This is a genomic window from Marinobacterium sp. xm-m-383, from assembly GCF_013283255.1.
Taxonomy (GTDB): Bacteria; Pseudomonadota; Gammaproteobacteria; order Pseudomonadales; family Balneatricaceae; genus Marinobacterium_E.
The window spans coordinates 336076-351130 of record NZ_WBYT01000003.1; the positions used below are offsets into that span (position 1 = coordinate 336076).

A 15055-nucleotide genomic window follows, 5' to 3' on the forward strand; every position below is an offset into this window, starting at 1 on the left:
TCGATTACCAGCTAGCTTTCTTAAGGCCTGGTACGTCGCCGCGCATTGCAGCTTCGCGTAGCTGGTTACGGCAAAGACCGAACTTGCGGTAAACCGCATGTGGACGACCTGTTACCTGACAGCGACGCTGTTTACGTACTGGGCTAGCGTCACGTGGCAGTTTCTGCAACGCAACTTGTGCTTCCCACACTTCATCTTCAGAAGAAGCTGGTGAAGCGATGATAGCTTTCAGAGAAGCGCGTTTCTCAGCGAACTTAGCCGCTAGTTTTTCGCGCTTAACTTCACGCTCCCACATAGATACCTTAGCCATATCTTATCCCTTCCTTATTTCTTGAACGGGAACTGCAGTGCAGTCAAAAGAGCACGACCTTCGTCGTTTGTCTTCGCAGTCGTCGTGATAGTGATATCAAGACCACGGATCGCGTCTACTTTGTCGTAGTCGATCTCTGGGAAGATGATCTGCTCTTTAACACCCATGCTGTAGTTACCACGGCCGTCAAATGACTTAGGGTTAAGACCACGGAAGTCACGGATACGTGGAACCGCAACGTCAACTAGACGGTCTAGGAATTCCCACATACGCTCGCCGCGTAGAGTAACCTTACAACCGATTGGCCAACCTTCACGAACTTTAAAGCCCGCTACAGATTTACGAGCCAACGTAACAACAGGCTTCTGACCAGCGATTGCAGTCATATCATTTACTGCATTCTCTAGAAGCTTCTTGTCTGCCAGTGCTTCACCAACACCCATGTTAAGAGTGATTTTAGAAACACGTGGAACAGCCATTACGTTTGGCGAATTCAATTCTTCTTTAAGACTCTGTTTGATCTGAGTCTCGTAAAGCGCTTTCAATCTAGACATCTGTTCTACTCCTCTTACTCAACGATTTCGCCAGTTGATTTGTAGAAGCGAACTTTAGTGCCGTCTTCAAGAGTCTTGAAGCCTACACGGTCGCCTTTACCAGTCGCAGCGTTAAAGATAGCAACGTTAGAAGTCGCGATAGCCGCTTCCTTCTCAATGATGCCACCTGGTTGCTGAAGCATAGGGTTTGGCTTCTGGTGTTTTTTCACCATGTTGATGCCAGACACGATCAAACGATCGTTTTCAAGTACGCGAGCAACTTTGCCACGCTTACCTTTGTCTTTACCTGCGATAACGATGACTTCGTCGTCACGTTTAATCTTGCGCATTTTAATTTACCTTCGTTTCCTACTACCTTCCTCATGCTGAAAAACGCCAAACTCGTTAGAGCTTGACGTTTTCCTTAAAAACTTCGAATTTTTCGAGGTTTTATAGCACTTCAGGCGCCAGGGAAATGATCTTCATGAACTTCTCAGAGCGAAGCTCACGCGTTACTGGGCCGAAGATACGAGTTCCGATTGGAGCGTCGTTCGCGTTCAATAGAACCGCTGAGTTAACATCAAAACGGATCAATGAACCATCGGGACGACGAACACCTTTACGGGTACGTACTACGACAGCTTTAAGTACTTGGCCTTTTTTAACTTTGCCACGAGGAATCGCTTCTTTAACCGATACCTTGATAACATCGCCAACGTTAGCGTAACGACGGTGTGAACCGCCTAGTACTTTAATACACTGCACTCGCTTAGCGCCGCTGTTATCAGCGACATCAAGCATCGTTTCAGTTTGAATCATGGTTTACTCCACAATCTCTAGTGCCTCATTCGACCCTCAATCGACCGTCGAATAAGGCGGCTAGTGAAGCAAAGGTGCAATAGTTTACACCTTTGCTCCACGTTCTTCAATGCGTACCAATGACCAAGACTTAGTCTTAGACAGAGGGCGACTTTCCGCGATTGTCACTAGGTCACCCGCTTGGCATTCATTCTTCTCATCGTGTGCGTGCAACTTAGTTGAACGCTTCATGAATTTACCGTAGATCGGGTGCTTTTCCTTGCGCTCAACCAACACAGTGATGGTCTTATCCATCTTGTCACTGATAACTTTACCAGTAACGGTACGAGTACGTTTTTCAGCGCTCATTTAGTCACCTGCTTTTTGGTTAAGTACTGTCTTAACGCGAGCAATGTCGCGACGAACCTGACCCAACATGTGAGTCTGTGCCAACTGGCCAGTAGCCTTTTGCATACGCAAGTTAAACTGATCCTTAAGGAGAGTCAGCAATGTTTGCTGAAGCTCTTCTACGGATTGATCACGTAGTTCAGTAGCTTTCATTACATCACCGTCCGTTTAACTACAGTTGTTGAAAGCGGAAGCTTAGCTGCCGCTAGTTCAAAGGCTTCTTTCGCGAGTTGTTCAGGTACGCCTGCCATTTCAAACAGTACTTTACCTGGTTGGATCTGAGCGACCCAGTACTCAACGTTACCCTTACCTTTACCCATACGTACTTCTAGCGGCTTACCTGTGATCGGCTTGTCTGGGAAGACACGGATCCAGATTTTACCACCACGTTTTACGTGACGAGTCATGGTACGACGAGCTGCTTCGATCTGACGCGCTGTGATGCGACCACGTTCGGTCGATTTCAGTGCGAATTCACCAAAGCTAACGCTGCTGCCGCGTTGAGCCAAACCGCGGTTGCGGCCTTTCATTACCTTACGGAATTTTAGACGCTTAGGTTGCAACATGTTCCGCTACCTCACTTCGCTTTCTTCGCAGGTGCATTTTTCTCAGCGCGTACCTGTTCGATACCACCAAGAACTTCACCTTTGAAGATCCAAGTTTTGATGCCGATCACACCGTAAGTAGTGTGGGCTTCGTATGTAGCGTAGTCGATATCAGCACGTAGAGTGTGTAGAGGTACACGACCTTCACGGTACCACTCAGTACGTGCGATCTCAGCACCACCTAGACGGCCTGCAAGAGAGATCTTGATACCTTTTGCACCAGCACGCATTGTGTTCTGTACGGCGCGCTTCATAGCACGACGGAACATAACACGACGCTCTAGCTGACCTGCAATGTTCTGCGCAACTAGCTTCGCATCCATATCTGGCTTGCGAATCTCTTCGATGTTGATGTGAACTGGCACACCCATCATCTTAGAAACAGTTGAACGTAGAACTTCTACGTCTTCACCTTTTTTACCAATCACGATGCCTGGACGCGCCGTGTGGATGGTGATTTTCGCATTCTGTGCAGGACGCTCGATTTCGATACGGCTTACAGATGCTTTTTCTAGCTGCTTCTCAAGGTACTTACGTACTTCAAGGTCATTCAACAGCTTCTTCGCGTAATCGGCTTTGTCCGCATACCACACAGAAGTATGGTCTTTTACGACACCAAGTCGAATACCGGTTGGGTTAACTTTTTGACCCATGATTAAATCTCCTAGTACTCAGCTCTTAGTCTGCGACCTTAACAGTGATATGACACGAGCGTTTCAAAATACGATCAGCTCGTCCCTTAGCACGCGGACGGATACGTTTCATGGTCATGCCTTCATCAACGAAGATAGTCGCAACGCGAAGTTCGTCAATGTCAGCACCTTCATTGTGCTCTGCGTTAGCAATAGCAGACTCAAGCACTTTCTTAACCAGGTGTGCACCTTTCTTGGTGCTGAACGCCAAAATATTCAGAGCTTCGCCAACAGATTTGCCGCGGATCTGGTCAGCAACCAGACGAGCTTTCTGAGCGGAGATGCGGGCGCCGTTATGCTTTGCAATAGCTTCCATCATCAACTCCTATTACTTCTTAGCTTTCTTGTCTGCAACGTGGCCTTTAAAGGCACGAGTCACTGCAAACTCACCCAGCTTATGACCGACCATATCTTCAGTAATGAATACTGGGACATGCTGACGGCCGTTATGTACCGCAATCGTCAAACCGACAAAGTTCGGAAAGATTGTAGAACGGCGAGACCAAGTTTTAATTGGCTTACGATCGCTGTTCTCGATTGCAGCTTCTACCTTTTTCAACAAGTGAAGGTCGATAAATGGACCTTTCTTAAGTGAACGTGGCACAGCTGATTCCTCTTACTTAGCCTGACGACGACGTACGATAAGCTTATCAGTACGCTTGTTCTTACGGGTCTTGTGGCCCTTAGTCGGAACACCCCATGGAGTCACTGGGTGACGACCACCTGATGTACGACCTTCACCACCACCGTGTGGGTGATCGACTGGGTTCATCGCCACACCGCGGACGGTAGGACGAACACCACGCCAGCGCGTAGCACCAGCTTTACCCAAGCGACGTAGGCTATGTTCACCATTACCTACTTCACCAAGAGTCGCACGACACTCAGACAACACTTTGCGCATTTCGCCAGAACGTAGACGTAGAGTCGCGTACTGACCTTCACGAGCAACTAGCTGAGCTGATGTACCCGCAGAGCGAGCCATCTGTGCACCCTTACCAGGCTTCAATTCAACACAGTGAACAGTCGAACCTACAGGTACGTTGCGCAAAGGCATACAGTTACCTGGTTTAAAGTCAGCCTGTTCGCCAGACATCAGAGCAGCACCTGCTTCAACGCCCTTAGGAGCGATGATGTAGCGACGCTCACCATCTGCGTACTTCAACAGAGCGATGTTCGCAGAACGGTTTGGATCATATTCCAGACGCTCAACGACAGCAGGAATGCCATCTTTGTTGCGACGGAAGTCGATTACACGGTAAGCCTGCTTGTGACCACCACCAATGTGACGCGTAGTGATGCGACCATTGTGGTTACGACCACCAGACTTAGATTTCTTTTCAACCAACGCTGCAAAAGGCTTACCTTTGTGAAGGTTTTGGCCTTTAACAGAAACGACGTGACGACGTCCTGCAGAGGTTGGCTTAGCTTTAACAGTTGCCATTTCTTAACCCCTCCTTATTCGCCAGCAGCCAGAAAATCGATTTCTGAACCGTCAGCTAGACGAACGTATGCTTTGCGAACATCGTTGCGCTTACCCATGCCACGCATAGTACGCTTCGTTTTACCTTTCGCATTAAGCACGTTCACGTTTGCAACAGTCACGTTGAACAGCTGTTCAACAGCAGCCTTGATTTCAGGCTTAGTTGCATCGTTAGCGACACGGAATACCACTTGTTGAGTATCTTCCGCTACGATCGTTGCTTTCTCAGAGATGTGTGGTCCGAGTAGCACTTTGTAGATGCGTTCCGGGTTCATGCAAACACCTCCTCGATCTTCTTAAGAGCTGGGACAGTCACAACCACTTTATCGAAACCGATTAGGCTCACTGGATCGATACCTGCTGCATCACGTACGTCAACGTGTGGCACGTTACGAGCAGCAAGGAATAGGTTTAGATCAACCTCTTCAGTGATAACCAAAGCGTTGCTTAGGTCTAACTCTTTCATTTTTGCTAAGAACTGCTTAGTTTTTGGAGCTTCGACAGCGAAGTCTTCAACAACAACTAGACGCTCTTGGCGGACCAACTCAGACAAGATAGAACGCATCGCAGCGCGGTACATCTTCTTGTTAACTTTCTGAGAGTGGTCACGTGGAGTAGCAGCGAATGTTACGCCACCAGTACGCCAGATAGGAGAACGAGTAGTACCCTGACGAGCACGACCTGTACCTTTTTGACGGAATGGCTTAGCACCACCACCAGCTACAGCTGAACGGTTTTTCTGAGCTTTAGTACCCTGACGTGCGCCTGCCATGTAAGCAGTGACAACCTGGTGTACTAGAGCTTCATTAAACTCTTTGCCAAACGCAGTATCGGCTACTTCAACCGAACCCTTGGCACCAGTTAGATTCAAATTCATGACAATCTCCCTTAGCCGCGCGCTTTAACAGCTGGTTTAACGATGACGTCACCACCAGGAGCACCAGGTACGGCACCCTTGATTAGCAGCAGGCCGCGCTCAGCATCTACGCGTACAACCTCAAGGCTCTGTACGGTAGAACGCTCTGCACCCATGTGCCCAGCCATCTTTTTACCTTTAAAAACGCGACCCGGAGTTTGGCACTGACCAATTGAACCCGGAGCACGGTGAGAAAGTGAGTTACCGTGAGTCATATCCTGAGTACGGAAGTTGTGACGCTTAACGCCACCCTGGAAGCCCTTACCCTTAGATTGACCAGTTACATCTACTTTTTCGCCTGCTTGGAAGCGCTCAACAGTAAGTGCATCACCTACGTTGATTTCCTCATCACCCTTCGCGCGAAACTCCCACAAACCTGCACCTGCTTCAACGCCTGCTTTAGCAAAATGACCAGCTTCTGGTTTAGAAAGGCGGTTAGCCTTCTTAGTACCAGTAGTCACTTGTACAGCAGCGTAACCGTCAGTTTCGACAGTTTTAACGCAAGTCACTCGGTTCGGTTCCACCTCGATGACGGTGACTGGCACGGACACGCCGTCTTCAGTGAAGACACGGGTCATGCCCGCTTTACGTCCGATAAGTCCTAATGACATTTTATATACCTCTTGCCAGTTGTGTACGGGGCTGTTACCCACTACGGCTACCCTTTTCAGGGGTATTCCACAAATAGCGCTTCATTAATAAAAAATTAATAAATCTGCGCGTGCTATTAGCCTAGGCTGATCTGCACTTCTACACCCGCTGCGAGATCTAGCTTCATTAGAGCATCAACTGTTTTTTCAGTTGGCTCAACGATGTCTAGAACACGCTTGTGCGTACGAATTTCGTACTGATCACGCGCGTCTTTGTTGACGTGCGGAGAGACCAATACGGTGTAACGCTCTTTGCGAGTAGGAAGTGGGATCGGACCACGGACCTGAGCACCAGTACGCTTTGCAGTTTCAACGATCTCCTGAGCCGAAGTATCGATCAGACGATGGTCAAAAGCCTTCAAGCGGATTCTGATTTTTTGGTTCTGCATTTTGATCACGCATTTCCTAAAATATTAAATAAACGGCAATAGCCGACCTCCCCTCAAATGAAGGGACGCAAATTCTACTTGAGTTTTGGGCTGTAGGTCAACTAAAGATTTGCCAAATGATTGGTGCGTAATTAGACAGCGGATGACAGGCTGAAAGCCAGTCACCGGAGCACCTAACCACCTACGCAGTATCGGCGACCGGCCTTCAGCCTGTCACCCGCCTTACTAGCGCGCACCTTTCTCAGTTACGGTGACTGGCTTCAGCCTGTCACCCGCTTTACCAGCAACCACCCAACCCCAAACCGTGGACACAAAAAAACCCGCTCGAGAGCGGGTTTCTTTTAGAAGATTATCAGCAATTAAGCGATGATCTTAGATACAACACCTGCACCTACAGTACGGCCACCTTCGCGAACTGCGAAACGTAGACCTTCATCCATAGCGATTGGGTTGATTAGTGTAACGTTCATCTTAACGTTATCACCAGGCATTACCATTTCAACACCTTCTGGAAGCTCTACAGCACCAGTGATGTCAGTTGTACGGAAGTAGAACTGTGGACGGTAGCCTTTGAAGAATGGAGTGTGACGACCACCTTCATCTTTGTTTAGTACGTATACTTCACCTTCGAACTGAGTGTGAGGAGTTGTAGTACCAGGAGCACATAGAACCTGACCACGCTCAACTTCGTCACGCTTAGTACCACGAAGAAGGATACCACAGTTCTCGCCTGCACGACCTTCGTCAAGAAGCTTACGGAACATCTCAACACCAGTACAAGTAGTCTTAGAAGACTCACGGATACCAACGATATCGATCTCTTCACCAACTTTGATGATACCACGCTCGATACGACCAGTTACTACAGTACCACGACCAGAGATCGAGAATACGTCCTCGATTGGCATTAGGAATGGCATGTCTACTAGACGCTGTGGTTCTGGGATGTAAGAGTCTAGTGCTTCAACTAGTTTCTTAACCGCAGTAGTACCTAGTTCGTTGTCGTCCTGACCGTTTAGAGCCATTAGAGCAGAACCAGCGATGATTGGAGTGTCATCACCTGGGAAGTCGTAAGTGTCTAGAAGTTCAACGATTTCCATTTGAACTAGCTCTAGCATCTCGTCGTATTCTTCAGTACCAACGCCGCCACAGTCTTCAGCAAGAAGGTCAGCTTTGTTTAGGAATACTACGATGTAAGGTACGCCAACCTGGCGAGAAAGAAGGATGTGCTCACGAGTCTGTGGCATTGGACCATCAGTCGCACCACAAACTAGGATAGCGCCGTCCATCTGTGCAGCACCAGTGATCATGTTCTTAACGTAGTCGGCGTGCCCTGGGCAGTCAACGTGCGCGTAGTGACGGATGTTTGAATCGTACTCAACGTGAGAAGTGTTGATCGTGATGCCACGCTCACGCTCTTCAGGAGCTTTATCGATACCGTCGAATGCGACAGCTTCACCACCGAAAACTTCTGCACATACACGAGTAAGTGCTGCAGTTAGAGTTGTTTTACCGTGGTCAACGTGGCCGATAGTACCAACGTTAACGTGGGGCTTGGAACGTTCAAATGCTTGCTTAGCCACGAGCTTAATTCCTGTGTTAGGTTTAAAAAAATAAGAAGACTGCCAATTCGAGTTAGCAATCCTACTGGGCGCGAAATTTTAACGTCATTGCCTATATAGTCAAGCAATGTGATCAATTTTCTTTAAAAAAGATCTCTCCAACCGGTTTAAGGCAAATAATAAGCCTGTTCGTTTTTACTTATACATATATATGTCACATCTTTTTGGTTACATTTCGATCAGCTATTCCATCGAGGCTTATACAAGCGTATAATCTCGCGACTTTTTAAAACGTCCATGAATTCGAGTGAGAACATGACTGATCTAAACAAATACCGAAATATAGGCATCTTCGCCCACGTTGATGCGGGTAAAACCACAACTACTGAGCGTATCCTGAAACTAACAGGTAAGATCCACAAAACTGGTGAAGTACACGAAGGTGCTGCTACTACCGACTTCATGGAACAGGAGCAGGAGCGTGGTATTACTATCCAGTCTGCAGCAACGACCTGTTTCTGGAAGGACCACCGTTTCAACATCATCGATACTCCTGGGCACGTTGACTTCACTGTAGAAGTTTACCGTTCTCTTAAAGTACTTGATGGTGGTGTTGGTGTATTCTGTGGTTCAGGCGGTGTAGAACCTCAGTCTGAAACTAACTGGCGCTACGCGAACGAGTCAGAAGTTGCACGTGTTATCTTCGTCAACAAACTTGACCGTATGGGTGCTGACTTCTACCGCGTTGTAGACCAGATCAAAAACGTACTAGGTGCTAACCCACTTGTATGTACTCTTCCTATCGGTACTGAAGATCAGTTCGTGGGTGTTGTAGACGTTCTGACTAAGAAAGCTTACGTATGGGATGATTCTGGCCAGCCAGAAAACTACGAAATCCAAGACGTTCCTGCTGACATGGTTGACGACGTGGAGATGTACCACGAGCAACTAATCGAAACAGCGGTTGAACAAGACGACGATCTAATGATGGCTTACATGGAAGGCGAAATGCCATCTATCGAAGACATCAAGCGCTGTATCCGTAAAGGTACTATCGCTCTAGACTTCTTCCCAACATTCTGTGGTTCTGCATTCAAGAACAAGGGTGTTCAGCTAGTACTAGACGCAGTGGTTGACTACCTACCAAGCCCAACTGAAGTTGATCCACAGGATCTAACAGACGAAGAAGGTAACGCAACTGGCGAGAAAGCGATCGTATCACCAGACGAGCCTCTACGTGCGCTAGCATTCAAGATCATGGATGACCGCTTCGGTGCTCTAACCTTCGTACGTATCTACTCTGGCGTACTGAACAAAGGTGACACAATCCTTAACTCTGCAACAGGTAAGACTGAGCGTATCGGCCGTATGGTTGAGATGCACGCAGACGAGCGTAACGAACTATCTTCTGCAACGGCGGGTGACATCATCGCGATCGTTGGTATGAAGAACGTACAGACTGGTCACACTCTATGTGATCAGAAGCACCCATGTACTCTTGAAGCCATGGTCTTCCCAGAGCCAGTAATCTCGATCGCTGTTGCACCTAAAGATAAAGGCGGCTCTGAGAAAATGGGTATCGCAATCGGTAAGATGGTTGCAGAAGATCCATCATTCCGCGTTGAAACTGACGAAGATTCAGGCGAAACCATCCTTAAAGGCATGGGTGAGCTTCACCTAGACGTTAAAGTCGACATCCTTAAGCGTACATACGGCGTTGAGCTAAACGTAGGTAAACCACAGGTTGCTTACCGTGAGTCGATCACTATCCCAGTTGAAGATAGCTACACGCACAAGAAACAGTCGGGTGGTTCAGGTCAGTTCGGTAAGATCGACTACCGCATGAAGCCAGGTGAGCCAGGTTCTGGTTTCACATTCAGCTCTTCAGTTGTTGGTGGTAACGTTCCTAAGGAATTCTGGCCAGCTGTTGAGAAAGGCTTCGCGTCTATGATGCAAGAAGGTACAGTTGCAGGCTTCCCGGTTGTGGACGTTGAAATCGAACTGTTCGACGGTGGCTTCCACGCAGTCGACTCTTCTGCTATCGCATTCGAAATCGCAGCGAAAGGCGGCTTCCGTCAATCTATGCCAAAAGCGGGTCCACAGCTTCTTGAGCCTGTGATGAAAGTTGACGTCTTCACTCCTGAAGATCACGTTGGTGATGTTATCGGTGACCTTAACCGTCGTCGCGGCATGATCAAAGACCAGGAAGCTGGCGTAACTGGCGTTCGTATCAAAGCAGACGTACCTCTATCTGAGATGTTCGGCTACATCGGTCACCTACGTACTATGACATCGGGTCGTGGTCAGTTCTCTATGGAGTTCAGCCACTACTCACAGTGTCCAGCTAACGTAGCAGAGACTGTTATCGCTGAAGCGAAAGAGCGTAAAGCGAACAAGTAATTCGCCCAACGCAAAAAACCCCGCCATCGCAAGATGCCGGGGTTTTTTAATGCCCACTTTTCAATTAATCGCGGCCTTTTTAAGACCACTCCAACAAGCGCTGAGTGTTGGAGCTTTATCGCAGATGAAGCGATAAGCTAATTGCATCACCATCACCAAGTGGTACACTATATGGTACACGAATGGAGGGTGTTATGATTACTCTAAACGCAACCGAAGCACGCAAATCTTTCTTCGACATCATTAAACGAACCAATCAACAGCATGAAATCGTTGAGGTTCAACATAAAAACGGCAAGTCCGTAATCATGTCGTCTGAAGAGTATGAAAGCCTACAAGAAACCCTCCACCTCCTATCACAAGAGGGTTTTGCCAAGGCGTTTAAAGAGGCTGTTGAAGAGGCCAACAGCGGCAAGACGGACAGCTTTGATAATGTTTTCGGTGAGTCATTGTGACCGACAGACGTTACGACATAGAACTAACCAAACAAGCCCAAAAAGACATTAAGAAACTATCACCGAAGCTGAAAGAGAAACTCAAAGATATACTAAGGAACAAGATTGCAGTGGATCCGTTATCAGGAAAAGCACTGCTAGGCGACTTAGCCGGTTATTACTCGGTAAGACTCACCTTTCAGGACAGAATTGTCTATCGAATCGAAGATGGGCGCTGTGTGGTGATTATTATTCGGGCTAAGACACACTATGGTGATTAGATCGCGGCCTTTTTAAGACCGCTCCAACTGGCGCTGAGTGTTGGAGCTTTATCGCAGATGAAGCGATAAGTTAACTCGTCAATAACGAACAAAACGGAATAAAGTCGTAACGCTCACCCGCTTTAATCTCAACATCCGCTGGTAAATGCAGCAAACCATCCGCATTCAACGCTGAGGATAGAACGCCTGAACTCTGATTCACCAGACGGTGAGCGACACCGGCATGCAGCTCAACACGCATATACTCATCGCGAGACTGTGCAGCTCGAACCACAGACGTTTCAACCGGAATGCGCAACGCCTGCTTGTACTCCGCCCCCTGAAGATACATCAAGCAAGGACGCGCCAGCAGCGAGAAGGTCACCAAGGCTGACATGGGGTTTCCCGGCAGACCAAAAATAGGGGTCTGCCCTACCCGACCCGCGGCAAAGGGCTTACCCGGACGAATTCGAATACGCCACAAGTTAAGGGAACCCAACTCATCGATCGCATTCTTAACGTGATCCTCTTCACCTACTGAGACACCGCCCATAGTCAGAATCGCATCCGCCTGTTCTGAAGCTGTAATCAATGCATCGCGTGTCGCTTGATGATTATCAGCCACCTGCCCCATATCCACCACCTCAAAACCCGCTTGTCGGAGCAGCTCAACCAACATGGGACGATTGGAGTTATAGATCTGCCCAGGTTGCAGAGCAACACCGGGCTCTACAAGCTCATCACCCGTCGACAACAGTGCGACTGTTAGGGGCTTAAAGACCTTTACATGTGTAATACCGGTTGAGGCACAGATACCTAGAGCCGGTGCTGTAAGTCGCGAACCCGCCTCTACAATCACCTCACCGGCCGTAATATCCAAACCGGCCGCTCGAACATTTTCGGCCGCTTTGGCCGTTTGCAGAATACGCACGCCCTTGTCACAGAGCTCGGTGTTCTCCTGCATCACCACACAATCCGCACCATCGGGAAGCTCGGCACCGGTAAAGATTCTGGCCGCGGTCCCACTGTCTAATGGCGTAGTGACTGCGCCAGCAGGAATGCGTTGTGAAATAGCCAGCTCGGCACCCGCGATCGCATCTTTGGCGGCCAGTGCATAGCCATCCATCGCAGAGTTCGCTCTAGGCGGCACATTGATCGAAGCAACCACCGATTCCGCTAAAATTCGGCCAGCTGCATCATTCAGAGCGAGAGTCTCTACCTCTGCAATAACAGAGAGCTGATCAAACAGCGCTTGGCGCGCATCATCCAGTGGAATCAACGGCTTCATTGCCGACATTACTCTGCTGCCTCAATAGCAAGACGCTGCTCTTTTACCTGCTCAAGCAACGCTACGAAGTTACAAGGGCGGTGACGGTTATCAAGTTGTGACTCAATGATGCCCCAGCCTGTACGACAGGCACCGGTCGAACCCGGCATACAGACGATTAACGTTCCGTTAGCCAGACCAGCAAAGACGCGTGACTGAATCGTCGAGGTACCGATCTCATCCCAAGAGACCTTACGGAACATCTCACCAAAGCCTTCGACCTCTTTATCGAATAGCACCTTAAGTGCTTCAGGAGTTGAATCGCGCATCGCAAAACCGGTACCACCGGTACTTAATACAACCTGCACTTCAGGATCCGCAATCCAGTGTGAAACCTGTGCACGCAATAGATAGACATCATCGGGTAACAGTGCGCGATCGATCAGGCTATGTCCCGCCTCAACGGCTGCATTCGCTAGAAAGTCACCCGAGGTGTCATTCGACTCGTTACGAGTGTCTGATACGGTCAATACTGCAATATTCAGACTGACAAACTCTTTACCGTTACTGCTCATTGTCTCTCCAAGCTCATACAGAGGGTTAATTTAAGGGATATTATTACGAACTTTACCGGCAGACGCACTGATGCGCATCAACCACCGGTGGCATTCATAAAACGGAGTATTTGCGGTTCGTTCGCTAGATCGAAGTGGTGTTTTTCAGGCTTAAGATCCATAGAGTTGATGATCGCCTGTTCTAGCTTAGCAGCACGTAATTCAGGATCCGCTTCTGAGCGCAACAGATCACGCAGATCCATAGAGTGTTCGTTACCCAAACAGAGCAACAAACGCCCTTCAACAGTGACACGCACACGATTACATTCCGAACAGAAGTTATGCGAGTGCGGCGAGATAAAACCGATGCGCGTATTCGAATCCACCATGCGGTAGTAGGTAGAAGGGCCCGCAGTCTGCTCTTGCGTCTTCTCCAGTGGGTAGACTTGCTCAATTAACTGACGCACATCATCGCTAGAGCAGTAGGCCTCTTCGCGATCATGCTCAGTAATAGCACCTAAGGGCATCTCCTCGATAAAACTGATGTCCATGTCACGATCACGCGCAAAATTGACCAGATCGACCACTTCATCATCATTACGGCCTTTTAAGATCACCGCATTTAACTTAACGCGTTTAAACCCTGCAGCACAGGCGGCATCGATACCGGCAATGACCTGATCAAACTTATCCTTGCGCGTCAGCTCTTTAAAACGATCCGCCTTCAGCGTATCCAAAGAGACGTTGATGCGCTTTACACCGGCTTCAACTAGATCGTTCGCCATGGTCGGTAGTTGCGAGCCATTAGTCGTTAATACCAACTCAATGTCCAACTCACCCAACTTGCGGATCAGCGTCAAAATATCACGACGTACCAATGGCTCACCGCCAGTCAAACGCAGCTTATTGACACCCAGACGCACAAACTCAGCGCCCACCTCATAGATCTCTTCCAGAGTCAGCACCTGCTCGCGCGGAAGAAAGGTCATCTCCTCGGCCATGCAGTAGACGCAACGGAAGTCACAACGATCCGTCACCGAGATGCGCACATAGTCGATGTGGCGACCAAACTTATCGATCAGTTTCAAAGGTGTATTCATGGGCTCAAGTATAACGACTCGTGTAACAGTTTTTTAGCAATTCTTTGCGAAACTTTACGCTCTAGATCAATGCTTTTGATCAGTTAACAGCCTATTATTAGATCATTCTAATTTAACTCCCTTAAAAAGGACCTCCCATGGATACCAAAGCAAAACTGAGCCACACCAGCGTTGCGCTGCACTGGATAGTCGCCCTACTGATGATCGGCTCAATGATCATTGGCCTGACACTAGAAGAGATGGAGCGCAGCCCAGAGAAGTTCGACCTACTGAAACTCCACATGACGGCCGGCGCCGTTGTATTTGGTTTTGCCGTATGGCGCTTAATGGTTCGTGTGAAAAACGGATTCCCAGAGTCACTGAGTGATGTCCCACCGAGGCAGAAGAAGATCTCCATCATCGTCATGAGCTTCCTGATTGCAGCGACACTGTTCATGCCTATCTCTGGTGTACTGATGCAGGTTGGCGAAGGTCACGCCGTAATTATCTTTGGAATGGAAGTGATCGCACGCAGCAACACAGAGATCGAATGGTTAGAAAAGCTCGGCCACATCGGACACGGCCTCGGCAGCAAACTACTGATGCTCGCCTTCTTCCTGCACGTCGCTGCCAGCTTCAAACATATGCTGTTTGCAAAAGACGGCACCATGGCCCGCATTTTTGGGAGAAGGGTTTAGCCTAACGCCAAAGGGCT

General features: G+C 48.6%; 23 protein-coding genes. 4 read left to right on the top strand and 19 right to left on the bottom strand.

The window, feature by feature from the left end:
- Positions 1-4 precede the first annotated feature (4 nt).
- From rpsN to tuf, 16 genes are all read right to left on the bottom strand, one after another.
- Positions 5-310: a 30S ribosomal protein S14 gene (gene rpsN, locus XMM383_RS07275; protein ID WP_173480321.1), complete on the bottom strand. Its 306-nt coding sequence runs from the start codon at positions 308-310 to the stop codon at positions 5-7.
- A 14-nt stretch (positions 311-324) separates the two neighbouring features.
- Positions 325-864 (bottom strand): 50S ribosomal protein L5, encoded by a 540-nt coding sequence (gene rplE / locus XMM383_RS07280; RefSeq protein ID WP_173480320.1) that lies wholly within the window; start codon positions 862-864, stop codon positions 325-327.
- 14 nt (positions 865-878) lie between these two features.
- Positions 879-1193 carry a 50S ribosomal protein L24 gene (rplX, locus tag XMM383_RS07285; RefSeq protein WP_173482922.1) on the bottom strand — a complete coding sequence of 105 codons (315 nt, stop codon included), beginning with the start codon at positions 1191-1193 and terminating at the stop codon, positions 879-881.
- Between the two features lie 100 nt (positions 1194-1293).
- The gene (rplN, locus tag XMM383_RS07290; protein ID WP_173480318.1) at positions 1294-1662 is read right to left on the bottom strand and encodes a 50S ribosomal protein L14; all 369 of its coding nucleotides are present in this window, start codon (positions 1660-1662) and stop codon (positions 1294-1296) included.
- 84 nt (positions 1663-1746) lie between these two features.
- Positions 1747-2010, bottom strand: coding sequence for a 30S ribosomal protein S17 (rpsQ, locus tag XMM383_RS07295; RefSeq protein WP_173480317.1), 264 nt, complete (start codon positions 2008-2010; stop codon positions 1747-1749).
- The gene (gene rpmC / locus XMM383_RS07300) at positions 2011-2202 is read right to left on the bottom strand and encodes a 50S ribosomal protein L29 (RefSeq protein ID WP_173480316.1); all 192 of its coding nucleotides are present in this window, start codon (positions 2200-2202) and stop codon (positions 2011-2013) included.
- Complete coding sequence (gene rplP / locus XMM383_RS07305) at positions 2202-2615, bottom strand: 50S ribosomal protein L16 (protein WP_173480315.1); 414 nt, start codon at positions 2613-2615, stop codon at positions 2202-2204. The genes rpmC and rplP overlap by 1 nt, the downstream gene beginning before the upstream one ends.
- Before the next feature lie 11 nt (positions 2616-2626).
- Positions 2627-3307, bottom strand: a complete 681-nt coding sequence (rpsC, locus tag XMM383_RS07310) for a 30S ribosomal protein S3 (protein ID WP_173480314.1) — start codon at positions 3305-3307, stop codon at positions 2627-2629.
- A gap of 25 nt (positions 3308-3332) precedes the next feature.
- Complete coding sequence (rplV, locus tag XMM383_RS07315) at positions 3333-3662, bottom strand: 50S ribosomal protein L22 (protein WP_173480313.1); 330 nt, start codon at positions 3660-3662, stop codon at positions 3333-3335.
- Positions 3663-3674: 12 nt separating this feature from the next.
- Complete coding sequence (gene rpsS, locus XMM383_RS07320) at positions 3675-3950, bottom strand: 30S ribosomal protein S19 (RefSeq protein WP_173480312.1); 276 nt, start codon at positions 3948-3950, stop codon at positions 3675-3677.
- Between the two features lie 12 nt (positions 3951-3962).
- Positions 3963-4790, bottom strand: a complete 828-nt coding sequence (gene rplB / locus XMM383_RS07325; protein ID WP_173480311.1) for a 50S ribosomal protein L2 — start codon at positions 4788-4790, stop codon at positions 3963-3965.
- A 14-nt stretch (positions 4791-4804) separates the two neighbouring features.
- Entirely contained in the window at positions 4805-5104 is a 300-nt protein-coding gene (gene rplW / locus XMM383_RS07330; RefSeq protein ID WP_173480310.1) for a 50S ribosomal protein L23, read from the bottom strand.
- The gene (gene rplD / locus XMM383_RS07335; RefSeq protein WP_173494770.1) at positions 5101-5706 is read right to left on the bottom strand and encodes a 50S ribosomal protein L4; all 606 of its coding nucleotides are present in this window, start codon (positions 5704-5706) and stop codon (positions 5101-5103) included. The genes rplW and rplD overlap by 4 nt, the downstream gene beginning before the upstream one ends.
- An 11-nt stretch (positions 5707-5717) precedes the next feature.
- The gene (gene rplC / locus XMM383_RS07340; RefSeq protein ID WP_173480308.1) at positions 5718-6356 is read right to left on the bottom strand and encodes a 50S ribosomal protein L3; all 639 of its coding nucleotides are present in this window, start codon (positions 6354-6356) and stop codon (positions 5718-5720) included.
- Positions 6357-6472: 116 nt separating this feature from the next.
- Entirely contained in the window at positions 6473-6784 is a 312-nt protein-coding gene (rpsJ, locus tag XMM383_RS07345) for a 30S ribosomal protein S10 (RefSeq protein ID WP_173480307.1), read from the bottom strand.
- Positions 6785-7143: 359 nt separating this feature from the next.
- Positions 7144-8367 carry an elongation factor Tu gene (gene tuf / locus XMM383_RS07350; RefSeq protein WP_173494771.1) on the bottom strand — a complete coding sequence of 408 codons (1224 nt, stop codon included), beginning with the start codon at positions 8365-8367 and terminating at the stop codon, positions 7144-7146.
- A 294-nt stretch (positions 8368-8661) separates the two neighbouring features.
- Between tuf and fusA the strand changes: the two genes are divergently transcribed.
- The 3 genes from fusA (at position 8662) to XMM383_RS07365 (ending at position 11461) form a co-directional block, all read left to right on the top strand.
- Positions 8662-10746, top strand: coding sequence for an elongation factor G (fusA, locus tag XMM383_RS07355; protein ID WP_173480305.1), 2085 nt, complete (start codon positions 8662-8664; stop codon positions 10744-10746).
- Between the two features lie 194 nt (positions 10747-10940).
- A complete protein-coding gene (locus tag XMM383_RS07360; protein ID WP_173480304.1) occupies positions 10941-11201 on the top strand; it encodes a type II toxin-antitoxin system Phd/YefM family antitoxin in 261 nt (86 codons plus the stop codon).
- On the top strand, positions 11198-11461 hold the full coding sequence (locus XMM383_RS07365) for a type II toxin-antitoxin system RelE/ParE family toxin (protein WP_173480303.1): 264 nt from the start codon (positions 11198-11200) through the stop codon (positions 11459-11461). The genes XMM383_RS07360 and XMM383_RS07365 overlap by 4 nt, the downstream gene beginning before the upstream one ends.
- 70 nt (positions 11462-11531) lie before the next feature.
- Here the strand turns inward: XMM383_RS07365 and glp are convergent, their stop codons facing one another.
- The 3 genes from glp to moaA form a co-directional block, all read right to left on the bottom strand.
- A complete protein-coding gene (gene glp / locus XMM383_RS07370; protein WP_173494772.1) occupies positions 11532-12737 on the bottom strand; it encodes a gephyrin-like molybdotransferase Glp in 1206 nt (401 codons plus the stop codon).
- Positions 12737-13282 (bottom strand): molybdenum cofactor biosynthesis protein B, encoded by a 546-nt coding sequence (moaB, locus tag XMM383_RS07375; RefSeq protein WP_173494773.1) that lies wholly within the window; start codon positions 13280-13282, stop codon positions 12737-12739. The genes glp and moaB overlap by 1 nt, the downstream gene beginning before the upstream one ends.
- 77 nt (positions 13283-13359) lie before the next feature.
- Positions 13360-14361: a GTP 3',8-cyclase MoaA gene (gene moaA, locus XMM383_RS07380; RefSeq protein WP_173494774.1), complete on the bottom strand. Its 1002-nt coding sequence runs from the start codon at positions 14359-14361 to the stop codon at positions 13360-13362.
- 137 nt (positions 14362-14498) lie between these two features.
- Between moaA and XMM383_RS07385 the strand changes: the two genes are divergently transcribed.
- On the top strand, positions 14499-15038 hold the full coding sequence (locus XMM383_RS07385; RefSeq protein WP_173494775.1) for a cytochrome b: 540 nt from the start codon (positions 14499-14501) through the stop codon (positions 15036-15038).
- Positions 15039-15055: the final 17 nt, after the last annotated feature.

What these genes read in the sequence shown, in the direction of transcription:
- rpsN (WP_173480321.1), bottom strand. Translation starts at nt 310, where the DNA reads ATGGCTAAGGTATCTATGTGGGAGCGTGAAGTTAAGCGCGAAAAACTA.
- rplE (WP_173480320.1), bottom strand. Translation starts at nt 864, where the DNA reads ATGTCTAGATTGAAAGCGCTTTACGAGACTCAGATCAAACAGAGTCTT.
- rplX (WP_173482922.1), bottom strand. Translation starts at nt 1,193, where the DNA reads ATGCGCAAGATTAAACGTGACGACGAAGTCATCGTTATCGCAGGTAAA.
- rplN (WP_173480318.1), bottom strand. Translation starts at nt 1,662, where the DNA reads ATGATTCAAACTGAAACGATGCTTGATGTCGCTGATAACAGCGGCGCT.
- rpsQ (WP_173480317.1), bottom strand. Translation starts at nt 2,010, where the DNA reads ATGAGCGCTGAAAAACGTACTCGTACCGTTACTGGTAAAGTTATCAGT.
- rpmC (WP_173480316.1), bottom strand. Translation starts at nt 2,202, where the DNA reads ATGAAAGCTACTGAACTACGTGATCAATCCGTAGAAGAGCTTCAGCAA.
- rplP (WP_173480315.1), bottom strand. Translation starts at nt 2,615, where the DNA reads ATGTTGCAACCTAAGCGTCTAAAATTCCGTAAGGTAATGAAAGGCCGC.
- rpsC (WP_173480314.1), bottom strand. Translation starts at nt 3,307, where the DNA reads ATGGGTCAAAAAGTTAACCCAACCGGTATTCGACTTGGTGTCGTAAAA.
- rplV (WP_173480313.1), bottom strand. Translation starts at nt 3,662, where the DNA reads ATGGAAGCTATTGCAAAGCATAACGGCGCCCGCATCTCCGCTCAGAAA.
- rplB (WP_173480311.1), bottom strand. Translation starts at nt 4,790, where the DNA reads ATGGCAACTGTTAAAGCTAAGCCAACCTCTGCAGGACGTCGTCACGTC.
- rplW (WP_173480310.1), bottom strand. Translation starts at nt 5,104, where the DNA reads ATGAACCCGGAACGCATCTACAAAGTGCTACTCGGACCACACATCTCT.
- rplD (WP_173494770.1), bottom strand. Translation starts at nt 5,706, where the DNA reads ATGAATTTGAATCTAACTGGTGCCAAGGGTTCGGTTGAAGTAGCCGAT.
- rplC (WP_173480308.1), bottom strand. Translation starts at nt 6,356, where the DNA reads ATGTCATTAGGACTTATCGGACGTAAAGCGGGCATGACCCGTGTCTTC.
- rpsJ (WP_173480307.1), bottom strand. Translation starts at nt 6,784, where the DNA reads ATGCAGAACCAAAAAATCAGAATCCGCTTGAAGGCTTTTGACCATCGT.
- fusA (WP_173480305.1), top strand. Translation starts at nt 8,662, where the DNA reads ATGACTGATCTAAACAAATACCGAAATATAGGCATCTTCGCCCACGTT.
- XMM383_RS07360 (WP_173480304.1), top strand. Translation starts at nt 10,941, where the DNA reads ATGATTACTCTAAACGCAACCGAAGCACGCAAATCTTTCTTCGACATC.
- glp (WP_173494772.1), bottom strand. Translation starts at nt 12,737, where the DNA reads ATGTCGGCAATGAAGCCGTTGATTCCACTGGATGATGCGCGCCAAGCG.
- moaB (WP_173494773.1), bottom strand. Translation starts at nt 13,282, where the DNA reads ATGAGCAGTAACGGTAAAGAGTTTGTCAGTCTGAATATTGCAGTATTG.
- moaA (WP_173494774.1), bottom strand. Translation starts at nt 14,361, where the DNA reads ATGAATACACCTTTGAAACTGATCGATAAGTTTGGTCGCCACATCGAC.
- XMM383_RS07385 (WP_173494775.1), top strand. Translation starts at nt 14,499, where the DNA reads ATGGATACCAAAGCAAAACTGAGCCACACCAGCGTTGCGCTGCACTGG.